The organism is Paenibacillus sp. FSL H8-0260, from assembly GCF_045040625.1.
GTDB classification, from domain to species: domain Bacteria; phylum Bacillota; class Bacilli; order Paenibacillales; family Paenibacillaceae; genus Paenibacillus_AQ; species Paenibacillus_AQ odorifer.
The window spans coordinates 2,540,025-2,556,728 of the sequence record NZ_CP150298.1 but is presented as its reverse complement, the minus strand read 5'-3'; the positions used below and the strand labels follow the sequence as shown (position 1 = coordinate 2,556,728).

Sequence of the window (16,704 nt, the reverse complement as noted above, 5' to 3'; positions counted from 1 at the left end):
TTACTTTCTGATATTTCATAACAAAGAAAGGTGAACGACGCCATGAAAATAAGTGTACGGCGGAGGCTGCTTCTTGCAGGTCAAAGCTGCTTCCTCCTGCTTCTATGCATCGGACTCATCGCAACGAGCTCCGGTTCCTCTTCTGCGCTTGCCGCTTCCAGAGTAAGTGTAGTTGATTCAGTCACACAGGATTTGATACCTGTACTGCAGATGGATATCTTACCTTCACCCGGTACGGTCCAAGAATTTGCCAAGAGTACACTGAACAAGCTCGCAGCAGAAGCTCCATTTACAGCCTGGAAGGACGCAGGAATAGAATATTATCCTCTGGGTCCAGGTACTCATAGCTGGCTTGTCAACGTTATGAAAGGTGAACAGCGGATCGGCTACATGATCATTTCCGCTACGGATCAAGGTGGTTATATGCTTAGCGAATATGGAGCTGGCACTTACGGACTCCCCTATAGTTTATTAGAACTGCGCCAATTTTTGGTGCAGGAAGGACTTATACCTTCATCTTATACAGGAAAAATAAAACTCACAGCCTTATATGCACCACTTCTACCCGTATGGAAAATCGTCATTGACAATAAGACAATATTTATCAATGCTTCCGTGCCGCAAGTTTTACCGTGGACGCTAAGTAAAGCGGAAGAAGTGCTTAAAGGACAGCAGACAGAAACGGATGTAATCACTAACCTAACTACTGATTTGTCTCCGCTTTCGGCCTATCAAAGCGGGGGAACAGATGATCCTTATAAAGATATCATGTGGTTGACCTCCCCAAAACTGCTTGCTGTAGGCGGTGACAATATCGCCACACTGATTCGTCCCAAGGAAAGTATTGCTTATCAAGCCGCTGGCCGAAATGATATCGTAGGGGCACCTTTTATGATTACAGGTTATCAAAACTGGTTGCCTGCTTCGAATAAAACAAAAGCAATAAACAACATGCCTACCGTTTACGCAGCATCAGGGCCAGAAGGAAGACGGTATTTGCCACTCACTGCCTTGCAGGCTATAGGAACACTGCACAAGCTGCCCGACAGAAATATCTATAACTAAACATAACAAATAACCTTCCGCTGCCACCCTCAACAAGGCACTGGAAGGTTATTTGTTATTTGTTATTTGTGAAATTCAATCCTTGTCACTGTGGCTCCATTTGCTTCGCCAGATCGACCAACCAAGCGGAAGCATACCGAACCATTTCTGTGACCACGGCTGCTTTGTAGCCGCTCTACGAGCATGAATGGCACGCGGATCCTCGATATAAACAACTACCTTCTCAGTGATATACTTTACAAGCTCATCGCCGCCGGAAGCCATTTGTAACACCTCCTACATTGTAAGTGAATTAAGATAGCCAGCGTCGTTCCATGCTCTTAGTGTGCACCACCGAGCATATATCTAAACTCTTGTCTCGAATTGTTCGAATAGGTTTACCTATTAAAGCACAATATAACAAAGAATCTAGGGCACGAGGTTATTCACATGCAAGGAGGAGTTCATTTGAACATTGGGAGAAATAAAGCTTATTCCAAGACAGCAGCTGCAATATGCGGCTTGCGTATTACTTTAACCACAGTTGGACTTCTAATGCTGTTTATGGGGAGTGCATATGCTACTGCAACTCCATCCAAACCCGTAGTGAATGATGAACGTCAGCATCTCTTAAGCCACGGCCACCGGATGATCTTAATTGATGCAGGACATGGGGGGATCGACGGAGGAACTTCCTACGGCAACATTCTTGAGAAGGATATTACATTAGATATCTCACGCCGATTATTTCTGCTGCTGCGCAGCGATGGATTTGACGTTGCCTTAAATCGTAATGGAGATTACGCCCCAAGCGATGAGAACCGCTGGCTGCGCAGTAAATCCCGGCATCTGCGCGACCTCGCTCAGCGTAAAGAGCTGGCTGAGACATTACCAGCTACTGTAGTGGTCAGCATCCATGTTAACTGGGCACCTTCACCATCCAAGCATGGACCACTTGTATTATATCGCCAAGAAGGCCGCAGCTTTATTCTTGCCCAGACCATTCAGCAACAATTAAACAGTCTCTATAATATCCAGGCTGAGACAAGACCAGGTAAACCTTTTTATTTACTCAACAAAATAACCGCCACAACCGTAATTGTTGAGGCGGGTTTTGTAAGCAGTCCGACAGATCGCGAAAAGCTGTGCACCCCTAAAGGGCAACAAGAAATTGCTGAAGCAATTGCTGGCGGCATAGTAGCTTATCTTATGGAAGTGTAGGATTCGAGTTCCATTTCATTTCGTTTTTAACGAGATCAGAAATGCCTATAAATTCAACATCATCTTTTATTTGCTCCACACCGCTGCGGATGCCTGCGGCGGTTTCTTTTCCATATACACCAACATGACCAATGGTTACGCAGAATCGTTGATCCTTCGCCAGATTATTTACTAGACCCATTTGTTTCAGCACATGATTAGCTGTGTGTGTATCATCCAAAAAGATATGGTTCTCTACGCGCGGCAGCCCCATTCGATAAGCCATATTGCCAGCAACAGAACGGTAGTTGGTTTTACTGTCCACAAAAAACAATCCCCGCTCTTTGCATACGGATAAGATCACACCCATAATCCGTTCGTCCCCAGTAATTTTAGAGCCCATGTGGTTGTTTATACCGATAGCATAGGGCACATTATCGAGCGCTGCCTCCACCTTTTGACGCACTTCCTCATCAGACATCTTAGCCAGTATAGCTCCGGGTCCAAGCCATTTAGGATTCCCTTGGCGGGGCTCCATCGGCAAATGGACCAGAACATCATCTCCGCGTTCATGCGCGCGTGTGGCATCCTTCACAGATGTAGGCAAAAAGGGCATAACCGCCACAGTAAGCTTTATTGGCAACGAAAACATTTCATCCGTCCCCTTCATGCCATTGCCGAAATCGTCAATAATAATTACGACCTTATTACGTTGAGATGTCTTCTCTTCACTTGGTGTGTTTGTAGGGTTGTCTCTGGACTCGGCAGCTGAAACAGACGGTGCCATGGGAGCGATTAAAGTAACCATTAAAGCAGCAACAGCAATCCAAATTAGTAAATAACGATTAAACTTTCGACTGTCCTTCATCAAGAGGAACGCCTCCTTCGTCTTAAACAATTGTTCTCATTGTTTGGTTCACGAAGGTTAAATATGTACGGGGAGGGTTCGCAATAATTTACAATAGGGCTTTTTCTATTGTCCCCGCGCGTCTGCGGCAAGAATTGCTTCCAGCACATCCACAGCTTGAACTTCAAAGGGCATATTCCAGACGGGGCTATCCTCAGAACAGCTAGCTTCCGCCACCATCACCAATGGATCAATATCCTTACTAGTAATTCCAAGATCGTTGAGAGTAACGGGAAGACCGATTTTTTTGCAGAAACCAATCACCTGATCAATCTCTTCATATGGTGCTTTCTCCAGTACAAGCTGAACGATCGTAGCAAAAGCAACCTTTTCACCATGAAGAGTATTCCTGCATTCCTCATGCAGCGTCAATCCATTATGAATCGCATGCGCCGCAGCAAGTCCTCCACTTTCAAACCCAATGCCACTCAAGTAAATATTGGCTTCAATGATATGTTCCACCGCAGGAGAGGTGATGCCTTGCTTAATATCTTTTAATGCCGTTTCACCCTCTGCAAGAAGGGTATCCAGACAGGCACGAGCTAATGAAAGGGCTGCAATTGTGCTAGTCCCACCTGCGTGTGTAATAGCCCCAGATTCTCGACAAGCTCTTGCTTCGTAAAAAGTGGACAAAGCATCACCCATTCCGGCAACAAGCAATCTTGCAGGAGCTTTAGCAATGATATCGACGTCTACGATAACCAGATCGGGATTTCTTTTTAGTGGAAGATAACAGTCAAAGTCTCCCTCATCCGTATACAACACTGATAAAGCACTGCAAGGTGCATCCGTTGAAGCCACTGTGGGTACAATAACTACCGGGAGGTTACTCATGTGGCTTACTGCTTTTGCCGTATCTAAAGTCTTGCCACCACCAATTCCTATAATGACTTCCGCATCCTTCAAGCCAAGTGCTGCAACTATCTCATTAACCTGATTACGGCTACACTCGCCCTTGAATTCACACATCACTAGTGGCATTTCGTTCATTTCAAAACTGTATGTGATCTCATTTTTGTACACAGAGAAAATATAAGGATCAATAATGGCATAAGCTCTTGTCGCTCCAAGCTGCAAACAATAATCTCCCAGCTTACGAATTTCACCATGTCCTTGTATATATTTAGTCGGTGAGCAGATGATCTGCGTCATGGTTCACTCCTCCTTTTATTTACATTCATATTAGAAGGATTAACCACATTCAGCTATTAAAAAGATCCCTTTAACCACCAGCTTAAATAAATCCACCATTCACACGGATCGTCTGACCTGTAACCCACTGTGATTCTTTGCTGGCTAAGAACAACACAATGTTTGAGATATCCTCAGGCTCGCCTAAACGTCCAAAGGAATTCATATTCCCCACGGTCGCAATCTCTTCCGCTGATTTCCCTACGGTAAATAACTCCGTATTCACAGGTCCAGGTGAAACAGCATTGATAGTGATTCCTTTTCGTCCAAATTCTTTGGCCAGCTGACGAGTGATTTGTTCCACTGCTCCCTTAGTTCCTGCATAGACGCTGTAGGTCGGGAACATTTGACCCGTAACGGAAGTTGAAAAATTGATAATCCGTCCGTTATCATTCATATATTTAGCTGCTTGCTGGCAAGCAAAAAAGGTGCCTTTTACATTTATCGCAAACTGCTTGTCGAAATCTTCTTCCGTCATATTTAGTATCGGCTTCGTAATCATAATCCCGGCGTTATTGACGAGAATGTCGAGTTGTCCATAGGCTTCTAATGTGGTTTGGAATAATTGTTCAAGTTCTGCCACCTGGCTGATGTCTGCGCGAATAGCGACGGCCTCTCCACCCTTTTGTTTAATACCGGTTACGACTTCCTCTGCTTTGCCGGGGTTACTCGAATAGTTAACGACCACCTTCGCACCCTGTTGTGCCAAGTTCTCCGCAATCTCCCGGCCCATGCCTCTCGATGCACCTGTTACTAATGCTACTTTTCCAGCTAAATTCTGATTCATAATTACTCCTCCTATCACTTTGTCTTTCTTGTTGGTCTGATTATAAATCGATCAATTACAAATTACAAGTGACATTTTTTAATATTTGTCATTTTAATTCGTTTTGCACACGGGATTTATACCGTTCATTTGCTGCAAGTCGCTCCACTCAGCCTGATCTACGGGATTTATACCGTTCATTCGCCCCTAGTTGCTCAATTCAGACTAATCAACTGGATTTATACCGTTCATCTGCTGCTAGTCGCTCAATTCAATCAAATCTACGGGATTTATACCGTTCATTTGCTGTAAACTCGCACAATTCAGACTAAACTACGGGATTTATACCGTTTATCTGCTGCAAGTCGCTCCATTCAGACTAATCTACGGGATTTATACCGTTCATTCGCCGCTAGTCGCTCAATTCAATCAAATCTACGGGATTTATACCGTTCATTCGCAGCAACTCGCACGATTCAGCCTAATCTACGGGATTTATACCGTTCATTTGCTGCTAGTCGCTCCATTCAGACTAATCTACGGGATTTATACCGTTCATCTGCTGCTAGTCGCTCAATTCAATCAAATCTACGGGATTTATACCGTTCATTTGCTGCAAGTCGCTACACTCAGCCTGATCTACGGGATTTATACCGTTCATTTGCTGCAACTCGCACAATTCAGACTAAACTACGGGATTTATACCGTTTATCTGCTGCAAGTCGCTCAATTCAGCCTAATCTACGGGATTTATACCTCTTTAAGACACAAAAAAACCTCCTGAATATCAGAAGGTTTTAAGTAGATGTTACAAACAAATTCCGGAAAGGATCAAATCCCAAACGGAGGCGAAATCCTGATCAATCGTAGCCGACTGCCACTCTATAGCATGTGCTGGATGATGATACCGCGAAGTAGCATTAAAAATTGCTCTAGCCGTTACCACTGGTTCAACCACTCTATACTCTTTGGATTGTATGCCTTTTTCAATAATGCCTGCGATTTGCCCAATTAATTGATCTACGTGTAGGGTAATCATATCCACCGCTTCTAAAGTTACAGCTGCGTACATAGCAAACATTTCGGCATCATCCACAGCATAGGTGCGTTTACTACGAATCAGCGTATCCATCCATAATCGGAGCTGCTCTTTGGCATTCCCATCAAAATGCTCTGAAATATTCTTTAAAGGCTCTGAAATATTATACTGCAACCATCTTTCGGTTACGGCTTCTCGCAAAGCAGATTTACTGGAAAAATGTCTATACAACGTACCATGACTTACTTTAAGCACCTTCGCTACATCTACAACAGAAGTCTTGTCCGGGCCAAAACGCCGGAGCACTTGTTCAGCCGCGTCCAAAATGTTTTCTTTTGATAATGGAAGATCATTCGACATATGTATTCCCCTCGCTCTATCTCTGGTGGTAATTATCATAGCATATTATGTTCAAAAACGAACTGACAATATTACTACTTTGTCATTCGTTAAATCATTATCAGTATATACTCGCACCCAATTATTAAACTTAGGTCCCAGTTTAGTATCTTATTTTCCGTAGCCCCCGTACTACATGAATTCGGACTGAGGAGCCCTTATTTTCAGAAATCACCGTAATTCGCCATGCTATCGGACTCCAATGCAGCTATTCACCCAAATCCCCACCTTTTCAGCGTTCTTATGTGCCAATAAGAGCTATGCAGTCCGAAAAGTTAGCCAAACACGCTAAATTGAGCAAATAGCTGCAATACGGTCCGTTACGATGAAGAAGCCCAACATCTAGCAATCCGCCTTCTGCCAACCTAACGATTTCACCAAAAAACCTCCTTGATCTCTCAAGAAGGCGGGTAATATCAGCTGCTTTTTTGCTCAATCCGATCTAACCTCGTCCTAACAAACTTACCGACATTCGCAATCGCTTGCTGCGCCTCTGGCAGCATATAAGCTAAAAAGTGAAAGACACTCCACATGTTCTCCCATATTTCCAGTTCTACATGAACATCCGCAGCTTGTGCTCGTTCAGCCAACCTCGTTGCATCACTTAACAATACCTCGTGGTCGCCTACTTGAACAAGTAAATCAGGTAATCCCTGCAAATCCAACCTTAAGGGAGATAATATAGGAGCTAGTTCTGTCCGAGCACCTAAATAAACATCAATTATTCGTTTATTTCCGTCTATGCTGCCTGTTGGATCAAACTCCGCTCGGCTCAGATACGATTCACCATCCAAATGGACGAGATCTGTATGCGGCGAGATTAAAAAAGCACCCGCCGGCAATTCCCCACCCGCATCCCGTATAGTAATCAACGTCATCAGCGCAAGGCTGGCTCCAACAGAATCCCCTCCAAGCACGACATTATATCCATTCGCGAGCAGCCACAGATAAGCGTCTATACAATCTTCATTAGCAGCCGGATAAGTAAACTCTGGTGCCAAGCGATATTCAATGATTAGGATCTTCGTGCCACTAGATTTTGCAATTCGTGTAACCAGATCCCGATAAAATTCACAAGTCCCCGAAATAAAACCCCCACCGTGGAAATAAAGGATCACTTCATCAGCGAGTGGAGCAGAATTCACAGGAATAATCCACTCTCCGCTTAAGGGCCCAATCATGACCCGCTCGACGATAACATCCGTAGGACTGGGCATGTTCGCAGCCGTCGCGGCCATCTCCTGCCGTATTTGCCCGATAGACTTGCAATCCAATCGGTTGCTTTGTCGCAAATAAACTTTGATCGCTGCAAGCTGCTCTGTACTTGTCTTTTCCATCTCGTAAATCCCTCCTACAATTCTTTTCAACTCAGATTGTAAAGTCTGTAGGAGACTACAAGGTCAAGTTAAGAATCCATTTTTAGGATTTCGAGCGTGGACTGTACGCCTGGATGTTTATCTGTGGCTAACAAATTTTTCCTCAAATCTGCGATGGCTGTTAGTTTTATTTCCTGTTTTGCAATTTCGCCACGAACTCGATCCATTTTCTTATCCACAACAGTTACAAAATCAGCTATACTAATGCCGCTGCTTTCAGATTTAGTGAGTGCCTTCTTAATTTCCTTTAAAGTGAACCCACACAGTTTAGCATTATGTATAAAAACAAGTCGGCTAAGCACCTCATCCGAATAAAGACGATAACCAGCTTGCGAACGTAAGGGAGTGCTAATTAATCCGAGCTCTTCATAATACCTTAACGTCTCCATATTCACATTCGCCATTTTGGCAATTTGGCCTCGCAAGTACTCTGTCATAATCAGTGCCCCCTTAGAATTCCCTATATTATACCAAACAGAGGCTGCAGAGGACATCAAAAGGACATCAAAAGAACGTCAACAACTACCCAAACTCCTTTTTAAAAACTCCTTATTTACGCACAAAAAAAACGACATTTCTGCCGTTTTCTCATCAATCATTTCCCAATTCACTATACTTCACTTCGAACTGCATTTTTCTTAATAAGCGAAATCTGTCCGGCATGAATGCCTGTATGATACATAAGTCTGCCTATCGCTTCAAGCGGTGTAGATGTGCCAAAAGCCGACTCCACACTCACATGCCATGCTTCTTCCGGAAGCTCCTGCATCGCAGCAGTTAGATTCTCATTGGAAACAGTCAGCAGATCAACGAGTTCATTCAATGTAGAATATGCCGCCTTGTCGCTTTGAGGATTAGGTCTTCCAAAAAACGACTCTGCGAACATAAACTCAACTTCTGCATTATGCTGAATTAATCCCCCAATTGTAGAGTTCCCTAGCTTAAGGTTAAGATCTTCTTCCGGCAAAGCCTTCACCATTTTATGAAATCGCGTTTGCACCGCTTGCCAGACTGGCAACACTGAAGTGAAAGTCATAGATTATTTGCTCCCTTGTACAGTGGCTTCTTCGTCTTTTTTCTTGTCGATCACCACATGGTTGAACAGGTTCGCATCTACGTCGATGTCAAAGGCCAAGCCAAAACCAACAACATAACGCCCTTGGAGAGGGGTCAATTCAAACAATGAAAAATCCAATCCACGCAGCAAATTCACCATTGCCGCCCCATGATCAGCATTAAACAATTCAAAGATCTCCTCATGCCCGTCATTCCCGATATTGCTTGATGTGCAATTCCACCGCACACGTTCCGTTGCAAATTTATTATTCGTCGCAGACTCATCTGCAATTAGAAGCGCATCTACAAAATCGTTATTTTCCATATATCTGTAATGCTCGGCGATCTTACTAATGTAGATATACAGCTTGCCTTCATGCTTAATAAAAGGAGCATAGCTGATAAAAGGTTTTCCTTCGTCATCAATCAAGCTCAAAATCAGATTTTTACGATTCGCAATAAATTGCAAATAGTTTTCTTTATTTTTTTCAACATCTACAGGCTTCTTCATTATAAAATCCCTCCATTAATAGGTTATGTAATCTAGCCACGAATCTAGCGAACGGTACTTAGCAAATGAATACGAGGTTTCGTCTCTGTAGGAACATATTGAACTTCGGCATCCATTCGGTATATATCCCGGATCATATCGGTTGTCATAACTTCATTTGGTGTCCCATACATCGCTTTTTCACCCGCCTGCACCACAACAATACTATCACTATAGGTAGAGGCTTGATTGAGGTCATGCAACACCATCACGACGGTCATCCCCATGTCTTGATTTAGCTCACGTACTAACTCAAGAACTTCATGCTGATGCGAAATATCCAAGTAAGTGGTCGGTTCGTCAAGCAACATAACCAAAGGACGCTGCGCCAAGGCCATAGCAATCCAAGCACGCTGTGATTCACCACCGGATAACGAGGAAACGGCTCGATCCTTATAATCCTTTAAATGTGTCTTCTCCAGTGCCCAGTCGACAATGTCCATATCCTCATGATTTAATTTTTCGAACCATTTTTTATGTGGATACCTTCCATAGGAGACGAGATCGATCACAGTCATATCATTAGGTGCTTGGTTCTTCTGGCTCAGCATACACATTTTTCGAGCGACTTGTTTGGCAGTCATAGACTTTAGATCCGTACCCTCGAGTGTGACCGCACCCGTATGATATGGAATTAGCCGTGATACCGCCTTAAGCAATGTAGATTTACCTGAGCCGTTTGGTCCTATAATCGAGACGATTTCACCCTTTTTTACGGAAAAAGAGAAGTTGTTAATAATGTTTTTCTGCTCATACCGAATCGAAATAGAATCGACAGTAAACATGTTAGAACGCCTTCTTTCTCATCAGGTATAGAAAATAAGGTCCACCAATCACCGCCATAAGGATACCCGCAGGAATATCTAAAGGTGCAAATAGGGTACGTCCACCTGTATCTGCTATCAACAATACCAATGCACCAAGTCCCATACTCATCGGCAAAAGAAATTTATAGTCTGAACCCACCAACAATCGAGCCATATGTGGCACAACAAGCCCTACAAAGCCAATCATCCCAATAGCCGCTACAGAGATAGCCGCTAGAAATACTGCCAGCAAGGAAAGTAGAATACGAATTCGGTCCACATTTTCACCTAAATTCGAAGCTACCTGATCCCCTAAACGTATAATATTCGCCTTGCGGATCGCGAAAAAGGATAAGATCCAGCCTGCTATGGCATACGGGAAAACCATCATCAAAGCATTGTTCCCTTTAGCAGCCAGACTGCCGTTTAACCATTGGACCGCTGCCGGAAGTCTGTCGCTGTACATGATGGTCAGGAGTCCTATTAATCCCCCGCAAAGAGCATTCACAGCAACTCCTGATAAAATAATAGTGATGGGCGAAATACCGGTTCTTCTCCACGCTAATGCATATACAATCCCTGCAGCAATTAGTCCACCCACAAAAGCCGCAATTGGAATGAACTCCGTATATTGTGGGGCTGCAAGCATAATGACAAGCACACATGCAGCCGCTCCACTCGTTACACCGGTCAATCCTGGATCAGCAAGTGGGTTGCCCATCACGGCTTGCAGAAGAGCACCCGAAACCGCGATATTTGCCCCAATGATCATCGCCAGTAATACACGCGGCAAACGAATATCCCATATGATGGTCGCATTCACCGCTTTTGCCGCTGAACCAAAGATCGTGCTTAGGATGTCTGGTATAGGAATGTATACTGAGCCTAGTCCAATCGCAATTATAGCGGCAACGAGCGCAAGTGCTAACGTTACAATAACAATAATTCTGCTACGAGATGTATTTATCACTTGCTGTCTCCTTTAATTATTCATAGAAGTATTTTGCAATTTCGGTTAAGGCTGTCTCCGCGTTAATAATAGAAGTGACACCGAATACGCTGTAATCTAGAATGTTGATTTTGTTATTTGCATAAGCCGAAAGCTTTGTCCAAGTTTCATTTTTCTCTATTTCTTTTTTGAACTTATCCTCAGTCGCTCCGTGATCGCCTGAAGCGAGTACGAGAATGATGTCTGGATCAGCGGCTACAATGTTCTCCATATTGATAGGTGAGTAAGTGTCAGTAACTTGCAATACAGAAGTTGCGATGTTATCAGCACCAAGCTTTTTAACCAAGCTACCTAAATAAGATTTCTCACTCATAACCATAAAAGAATCTGCGGTTCCGATTACGAGCAGTACGCTTGGCAGTTCTTTGCCTTCGGCTAATTGACTCAGCTCATTTTCTTTGTTCAAAATCTTAGTTAAAGCAGTATTCATTTCATCTTTTTTATTAAAATAAGTGCCTAATACTTTGAGACTAAGCTTTAGATCCTCAAATGATTCTGTTCTCAAATATGCTTTTTGTAGGTCGATTCCTTCTAGCGATTTGTCCAACGTGCTGCGAAGAGATTCCGCTCCCAGCAGCAAGTCTGGTTCGAGTTTTGTTACTACCTCCAGATCCGGCGCCATAGGTGATCCAATACGATCAATTGTTTCGAAATCAGCAGGGATTGGATTGGTTGAAGTTGGTACACCTACCGGTGTTATGCCGAGCAAATAAAGCATTTCTGTTAACGGTACAGAAGTTGTTACAATACGCTCCGGTACTTTGGCTGGGAATTGGCTTAACGCTTCGTTGAACAACGCTTCATCCACACCATCATTCTCCAGACTGTACACCTTGCCGGCAGCTTCCGCTGTATTTGCTACTTCTGTTGTTTTTGCTGCATTTGCTTCTTTCGATTCATTAGCAGTTGTATTCGTTACCGCTTCATTTTTTGGATTGTCCGCTGTATTTGTAGACGAACATGCAGTCATTGCCGTAAGCGCTGCAATAACCAGTAGTACTAATATTTTTTTCAAAATCTATCCCTCCAAATATGTATATTTATACGTTCCATGTAGTGATAATGATTTTCATTTTCACTCATCGATTCCTATGATAATCGTTATCAATAAGAAGTGTCAAGAATTTTATTTTAATTTTAAATAAGAAGGAATTTCATTATTGTCCGTTGAAGCCAACTAGCATTTCTAATAAAAAAGCCACGCCCTATGGGCGTGACTTCAAATAGTGGTGTATGAAATCCAAGCGTTAGTTAGTAACTCCCGTATTTAATATCCCATAATGAATAAGGTCTACAAACTCATTCTCTTTATAAATATGCTGTAACAAAACGCCTTCTTTCAGCATGCCAGATTTTTGCATAACTCGTCCCGAACCAGGATTTGAAGCAAAGAATCTGGCGTACACTTTGTGATAATGTTTTTCTGTAAAAGCAAAATTAATGACCGCTTTTGTTGCTTCTGTAGCATATCCATTACCCCAGTGTTCCTCGCCTATCCAATATCCAAGCTCGCCATTTCTGTGTGTCCGGTTATTTCTCAAACCTATAGCACCATACAGTTCGTTTGTATTTTTATCAGTAATAGCGAATTCATATGAATTATCATTATTGAACTCAACTTCATGTGTTTCAATCCATGATAATGCACAATCAATAGGGTATGGATGAGGTAGAGTTAATGTACTTTTGTAAACATTATAATTATTGCAGAGCTCACTGACACGCTGTGCATCAGACAATGCAAAAGGTCTTAAAATCAATCTTTCCGTAGTAATTGTTCTCTTCTCTGAATTGTACAATGGTGTCCCCCCCGTTAAACTAAATATTATAAAACAAATACAAGCCAGATAAACAGAAAACTTGGCCACCACTGCTTGCCTGCTTTCACAAACAGCCAGCCAAATACCAAAGAAAAAGCAGTAATATACAAGCCGCTTTGCAGACCATGCGTCAAATGACCTAATCCCCAAGTCAGCATTAAACCTATTCCCCCATAAGGAAGAGAAGGATTCTTAAACCATACTTCTCCTGCACGCTGCATTAGCGCAACCAATAGTACAACTAGTACAGCTTCCACAATGTAATATATGTTTTGAACCAAGGCAACCCATATGCCCATAAAACCATGTTCTAACTTGAAGTTTTCATATTCTCTATAAATCTGTGGAATGCTCTCCCCATTAATCCAAAATTCTAGCACTGCGAACAAAAAACTTGATAAAAAAGCTACAATTAACAAAGGAATGACCTTAGAGCTCCAATGAAAAGATATAACCTGTTCAATCAACTTCCTCTTCCTGAACCAAAGTAGAAATATCATAGCTCCTACTGCCCACAATAGGGTAACTATGCTCCAATGAACAACTAGTACGTACCAAGGGCTGACAAAAAAGTCGTCTATATTAAACAAATCCCCCCATAACCATTGATCTAATCCCATGATGAACATATCCATTCCTAACATTAAAAATACAAGCATTCCTAATAAAAAATATTGAATACCTGATATATTCCCTTTTTCTTTCACGAAACCTCTCACCGCCTTATATATTGTCCATTTTTGTACTATATTCCCAAAATTATGATGCTGAAAGTATGGCATCCCCTCATTCTGTTTGTCTGTAACAAATCACTCACTTGAATCAAAGTTAGAAAAATAAAAAAACAGCACGCATCGATATAAAATCGACGCATGCTGTTTACTTGACCTGGCTTGTCCAAACTAGAATCTAGCCACAAAAAATTCGCGGTCTGCGGGAACGTTAAAACTTCTTATAGTAGCTCCACTCTCATCTCTTAAAGTGAGAAGATAAGGTACCGATGTTAAGGTGCTAATTGTTGGAAATCTAACTACACCAAATTCGTCAAAATCAGCAGTAACCGTTGTAGTTCCAGCTCTCAATGAAGCTGTCCACCCCGTAGTATCTTTAGGTGTACCCGTTGCATTTGTACCAATAGCAACAACAATAAATCTATCCAGAGTCTGTCTAATTCTACGTTTCTTTCTTGTAGGAGCTGCTTTCGCTTTTTTAGCCGCGAGAACTTTGCTAGCCATAACTGCTTTCTTGTTAACTGGTTTTTTAATAATTGCCATTTACTTCACCACTTTCTTTTTAGGATACGTTAGTAAATGCAAGAATCGTAAGGTTTGACCTCTCTTTCACCTACAAATCTGAAAATATGTTAAACCCTAGTTTCATAGTTTCGTGTCCACTAGCTCTGCATTGCATATAATACCTTCAAGAGGTGATTCATTACTAATGAACGGTCAAAAATGGCTAGAGCAATATCATTCGAAAATGCACCATTCCTTGAGAAAAAGAGTTCAACGTTCCTATCTTCCAGGGCATAAAGCGAATACCATTCCAGTTATCATTAAATTCAAACAAAAAATAACTACAGCCCAGCTACAGTCTTTACAAAAGCATTTAAAATCCCACGACCTTCCGATCAGATATCATCTTCACCTGCTCAATTCGATATCATCCAAAGTTTCAAAGAACTGCCTGAACCGGATGTGCCGCTGGGATGGAATCGAAAAAATTTATTTGGATCAAGTCAAAAAAACATCCCTTAATATAGCGACACCATCCATTGGTTCTACAACCGCCCAAAAGAAAAAGGGGCTTACCGGAAAAGGCATCAACATTGCTATTCTTGATACAGGGGTGTATCGGCACCCTGACCTGTTTCGCCCTGTTAACCGTATAGTTGCTTTTAAAGATTTTATCAATCATAGAAAACAGCCCTATGACGATAACGGCCATGGAACTCATATCGCAGGGGATGCAGCAGGCAACGGATGGATGAGTAAAGGAAAATACAAAAGCCCTGCTCCAGAGGCAGGGATAGTAGGTGTCAAAGTACTAGATAAAAATGGCGATGGATATGACTCCACAATCATTAAAGGAATTGAATGGTGTATTGCGAATCGGAGAAGACTTAATCTTCGTATTCTTTCGATGTCATTCGGGGGTAAGGTGAATCTTCCTTGTTCAGATGATCCACTCTGCCAAGCTGTAGAAAAAGCAATTAAAGCCGGACTTAACGTTGTAATAGCTGCTGGAAACAGCGGCCCGGGACGCAGTACGATCGAATCTCCAGGGATTAGTCCTTCAGCAATTACTGTCGGTGCAGTGGATGACCGTCGCACGCTCACACAAGCGGACGACCGAATCACTTGGTTCTCCAGTCGCGGACCCGCACCGGGAGGAAGGAAGAAACCAGATCTCGTTGCTCCAGGCGAGACGATCATCTCCCTTCGTGCTCCACGATCCAAGCTGGATCGCGAGCTTCCTTATTTGCGGATAGCTAAAGATTACTTTGTGCTGTCCGGTACCAGTGTCTCAACACCTATCGTCTCGGGTGTGATCGCGCAATTACTCCAGAAGAACCCTTCTCTTACGCCTAAGCAAGTAAAATCCATACTAAAAAAGAACACGTATCGCCTTAAACTAAGTCCTAACACAGCAGGATGCGGTGAGATCAATGCGCGGTTTTTATCGTAAATCCGCTTCTTTTTTAAAGGCAGTAATGACGGAAACCGACAAGTCCTCTGTAAATACACCTGTAGGTTCTATTTCTAATAAAGCTGATTTCATATCATCTTCAAAACGTTCTAAGTTATCTCTAAATAATCGCTTAGAAGCATAAGACGTAGAATACAAATTTCCTAGTATCGAATCAACAGTCCAAGTGATGGAATAACTCGGTAATACCTGTCTTTTAACGTCTTTAAAACTGGATCGCTTTACAACATCCTCATGTCTTTCTTGGGGATGTTTATATGTACTTTTTCCGGCTATTCTTTCGTCACCCAACCAGCGTTTCACTACTTCCTCTACCTTTTGTTGCCATGGTAACGGTTCTTGTTGTTCATTAAAAGTATCAATTACAGCAATACCACCGTTATCATCTAAACTATGATAGAGAACTTCAAGTATGGATTCTCGGTCCATCCAGTGAAACGCCTTAGCCATCATGATGAGACGAAAGGAACCCCAGTCATTGGATAGTTCTTCCGCTCTCCCCTGTTGCCAGCTAACATTCTCAACCCTGTTGTACTGTGATAACAGCTTTGCTTCATCTAGCATCTCTAGTTCAGTATCTACGCCAATGATTTCTTCGAACCAATCCGTGAACCTTAGCGCTAACTGCCCAGTACCACAGCCTAAGTCCAGCAACCGGCCTTCTCCATGAAGTGAGAATTTATCCACCAGATATCGAATCAGTGAGGACGGATATAGCGGGCGATATCTGGTGTAATAGCTTGCAGTATCTTTGAACAGATCCGGACCATAATCATTCATAGCTGAACTCCCCCTTCTTTTTTACCAAGGACAAAATCATAGCATTTATGTA

21 protein-coding genes are annotated in these 16,704 nt (G+C 42.6%); 5 read left to right on the top strand and 16 right to left on the bottom strand.

The window, feature by feature from the left end:
* Window positions 1-42 precede the first annotated feature (42 nt).
* Complete coding sequence (locus MHI51_RS11235; RefSeq protein ID WP_076220063.1) at window positions 43-1,065, top strand: hypothetical protein; 1,023 nt, start codon at window positions 43-45, stop codon at window positions 1,063-1,065.
* A 75-nt stretch (window positions 1,066-1,140) separates the two neighbouring features.
* Here the strand turns inward: MHI51_RS11235 and MHI51_RS11230 are convergent, their stop codons facing one another.
* Complete coding sequence (locus MHI51_RS11230; protein WP_036689445.1) at window positions 1,141-1,329, bottom strand: YqzE family protein; 189 nt, start codon at window positions 1,327-1,329, stop codon at window positions 1,141-1,143.
* Window positions 1,330-1,512: 183 nt separating this feature from the next.
* Between MHI51_RS11230 and MHI51_RS11225 the strand changes: the two genes are divergently transcribed.
* A complete protein-coding gene (locus MHI51_RS11225) occupies window positions 1,513-2,265 on the top strand; it encodes an N-acetylmuramoyl-L-alanine amidase (protein WP_254847629.1) in 753 nt (250 codons plus the stop codon).
* On the opposite strand, the gene MHI51_RS11220 is transcribed toward MHI51_RS11225, so the two are convergent.
* From MHI51_RS11220 to MHI51_RS11210, 3 genes are all read right to left on the bottom strand, one after another.
* Complete coding sequence (locus MHI51_RS11220) at window positions 2,252-3,112, bottom strand: divergent polysaccharide deacetylase family protein (RefSeq protein WP_081387580.1); 861 nt, start codon at window positions 3,110-3,112, stop codon at window positions 2,252-2,254. The two genes, MHI51_RS11225 and MHI51_RS11220, sit on opposite strands and share 14 nt — an antisense overlap.
* 105 nt (window positions 3,113-3,217) lie before the next feature.
* Window positions 3,218-4,303 (bottom strand): glycerol dehydrogenase, encoded by a 1,086-nt coding sequence (locus MHI51_RS11215; RefSeq protein ID WP_076277461.1) that lies wholly within the window; start codon window positions 4,301-4,303, stop codon window positions 3,218-3,220.
* A gap of 82 nt (window positions 4,304-4,385) precedes the next feature.
* Window positions 4,386-5,129 carry an SDR family oxidoreductase gene (locus tag MHI51_RS11210; RefSeq protein WP_076129980.1) on the bottom strand — a complete coding sequence of 248 codons (744 nt, stop codon included), beginning with the start codon at window positions 5,127-5,129 and terminating at the stop codon, window positions 4,386-4,388.
* 129 nt (window positions 5,130-5,258) lie between these two features.
* On the opposite strand from MHI51_RS11210, the gene MHI51_RS11205 reads away from it, so the two are divergent.
* Window positions 5,259-5,420 carry a hypothetical protein gene (locus MHI51_RS11205; protein WP_179087524.1) on the top strand — a complete coding sequence of 54 codons (162 nt, stop codon included), beginning with the start codon at window positions 5,259-5,261 and terminating at the stop codon, window positions 5,418-5,420.
* A 196-nt stretch (window positions 5,421-5,616) separates the two neighbouring features.
* Window positions 5,617-5,892, top strand: coding sequence for a hypothetical protein (locus MHI51_RS11200; protein WP_076219475.1), 276 nt, complete (start codon window positions 5,617-5,619; stop codon window positions 5,890-5,892).
* 24 nt (window positions 5,893-5,916) lie between these two features.
* Here the strand turns inward: MHI51_RS11200 and MHI51_RS11195 are convergent, their stop codons facing one another.
* From MHI51_RS11195 to MHI51_RS11145, 11 genes are all read right to left on the bottom strand, one after another.
* Window positions 5,917-6,507 carry a TetR family transcriptional regulator gene (locus tag MHI51_RS11195; protein WP_076219474.1) on the bottom strand — a complete coding sequence of 197 codons (591 nt, stop codon included), beginning with the start codon at window positions 6,505-6,507 and terminating at the stop codon, window positions 5,917-5,919.
* Between the two features lie 455 nt (window positions 6,508-6,962).
* Window positions 6,963-7,883: an alpha/beta hydrolase gene (locus tag MHI51_RS11190; protein WP_076219473.1), complete on the bottom strand. Its 921-nt coding sequence runs from the start codon at window positions 7,881-7,883 to the stop codon at window positions 6,963-6,965.
* A 68-nt stretch (window positions 7,884-7,951) separates the two neighbouring features.
* The gene (locus tag MHI51_RS11185; RefSeq protein ID WP_405173870.1) at window positions 7,952-8,359 is read right to left on the bottom strand and encodes a MerR family transcriptional regulator; all 408 of its coding nucleotides are present in this window, start codon (window positions 8,357-8,359) and stop codon (window positions 7,952-7,954) included.
* A gap of 173 nt (window positions 8,360-8,532) precedes the next feature.
* On the bottom strand, window positions 8,533-8,958 hold the full coding sequence (locus tag MHI51_RS11180) for a DinB family protein (RefSeq protein ID WP_076219471.1): 426 nt from the start codon (window positions 8,956-8,958) through the stop codon (window positions 8,533-8,535).
* 3 nt (window positions 8,959-8,961) lie between these two features.
* Window positions 8,962-9,489, bottom strand: a complete 528-nt coding sequence (locus tag MHI51_RS11175) for a HugZ family protein (RefSeq protein ID WP_076219470.1) — start codon at window positions 9,487-9,489, stop codon at window positions 8,962-8,964.
* 44 nt (window positions 9,490-9,533) lie between these two features.
* The gene (locus MHI51_RS11170) at window positions 9,534-10,313 is read right to left on the bottom strand and encodes an ABC transporter ATP-binding protein (protein WP_076129974.1); all 780 of its coding nucleotides are present in this window, start codon (window positions 10,311-10,313) and stop codon (window positions 9,534-9,536) included.
* 1 nt (window position 10,314) lies between these two features.
* On the bottom strand, window positions 10,315-11,304 hold the full coding sequence (locus tag MHI51_RS11165) for an iron ABC transporter permease (protein ID WP_051491618.1): 990 nt from the start codon (window positions 11,302-11,304) through the stop codon (window positions 10,315-10,317).
* 16 nt (window positions 11,305-11,320) lie between these two features.
* Window positions 11,321-12,358: an ABC transporter substrate-binding protein gene (locus tag MHI51_RS11160; protein ID WP_405173869.1), complete on the bottom strand. Its 1,038-nt coding sequence runs from the start codon at window positions 12,356-12,358 to the stop codon at window positions 11,321-11,323.
* A 232-nt stretch (window positions 12,359-12,590) separates the two neighbouring features.
* Window positions 12,591-13,142, bottom strand: a complete 552-nt coding sequence (locus MHI51_RS11155) for a GNAT family N-acetyltransferase (protein ID WP_076277468.1) — start codon at window positions 13,140-13,142, stop codon at window positions 12,591-12,593.
* 26 nt (window positions 13,143-13,168) lie between these two features.
* Window positions 13,169-13,870, bottom strand: coding sequence for a hypothetical protein (locus MHI51_RS11150; protein WP_405173868.1), 702 nt, complete (start codon window positions 13,868-13,870; stop codon window positions 13,169-13,171).
* Between the two features lie 195 nt (window positions 13,871-14,065).
* Window positions 14,066-14,437, bottom strand: coding sequence for a hypothetical protein (locus tag MHI51_RS11145; RefSeq protein ID WP_076129971.1), 372 nt, complete (start codon window positions 14,435-14,437; stop codon window positions 14,066-14,068).
* A 166-nt stretch (window positions 14,438-14,603) separates the two neighbouring features.
* Here MHI51_RS11145 and MHI51_RS11140 point away from each other — a divergent pair, with 166 nt between their 5' ends.
* On the top strand, window positions 14,604-15,851 hold the full coding sequence (locus tag MHI51_RS11140; protein ID WP_076219468.1) for a S8 family peptidase: 1,248 nt from the start codon (window positions 14,604-14,606) through the stop codon (window positions 15,849-15,851).
* On the opposite strand, the gene MHI51_RS11135 is transcribed toward MHI51_RS11140, so the two are convergent.
* Window positions 15,843-16,652 carry a trans-aconitate 2-methyltransferase gene (locus tag MHI51_RS11135; protein ID WP_076277471.1) on the bottom strand — a complete coding sequence of 270 codons (810 nt, stop codon included), beginning with the start codon at window positions 16,650-16,652 and terminating at the stop codon, window positions 15,843-15,845. The genes MHI51_RS11140 and MHI51_RS11135 overlap by 9 nt on opposite strands.
* Between the last annotated feature and the right edge of the window lie 52 nt (window positions 16,653-16,704).

Coding starts and splice junctions, on each gene's coding strand:
- MHI51_RS11190 (WP_076219473.1), bottom strand. CDS start 7,883: ATGGAAAAGACAAGTACAGAGCAGCTTGCAGCGATCAAAGTTTATTTG.
- MHI51_RS11230 (WP_036689445.1), bottom strand. CDS start 1,329: ATGGCTTCCGGCGGCGATGAGCTTGTAAAGTATATCACTGAGAAGGTA.
- MHI51_RS11210 (WP_076129980.1), bottom strand. CDS start 5,129: ATGAATCAGAATTTAGCTGGAAAAGTAGCATTAGTAACAGGTGCATCG.
- MHI51_RS11170 (WP_076129974.1), bottom strand. CDS start 10,313: ATGTTTACTGTCGATTCTATTTCGATTCGGTATGAGCAGAAAAACATT.
- MHI51_RS11235 (WP_076220063.1), top strand. CDS start 43: ATGAAAATAAGTGTACGGCGGAGGCTGCTTCTTGCAGGTCAAAGCTGC.
- MHI51_RS11175 (WP_076219470.1), bottom strand. CDS start 9,489: ATGAAGAAGCCTGTAGATGTTGAAAAAAATAAAGAAAACTATTTGCAA.
- MHI51_RS11195 (WP_076219474.1), bottom strand. CDS start 6,507: ATGTCGAATGATCTTCCATTATCAAAAGAAAACATTTTGGACGCGGCT.
- MHI51_RS11215 (WP_076277461.1), bottom strand. CDS start 4,303: ATGACGCAGATCATCTGCTCACCGACTAAATATATACAAGGACATGGT.
- MHI51_RS11135 (WP_076277471.1), bottom strand. CDS start 16,652: ATGAATGATTATGGTCCGGATCTGTTCAAAGATACTGCAAGCTATTAC.
- MHI51_RS11145 (WP_076129971.1), bottom strand. CDS start 14,437: ATGGCAATTATTAAAAAACCAGTTAACAAGAAAGCAGTTATGGCTAGC.
- MHI51_RS11180 (WP_076219471.1), bottom strand. CDS start 8,958: ATGACTTTCACTTCAGTGTTGCCAGTCTGGCAAGCGGTGCAAACGCGA.
- MHI51_RS11185 (WP_405173870.1), bottom strand. CDS start 8,359: ATGACAGAGTACTTGCGAGGCCAAATTGCCAAAATGGCGAATGTGAAT.
- MHI51_RS11220 (WP_081387580.1), bottom strand. CDS start 3,112: ATGAAGGACAGTCGAAAGTTTAATCGTTATTTACTAATTTGGATTGCT.
- MHI51_RS11140 (WP_076219468.1), top strand. CDS start 14,604: ATGAACGGTCAAAAATGGCTAGAGCAATATCATTCGAAAATGCACCAT.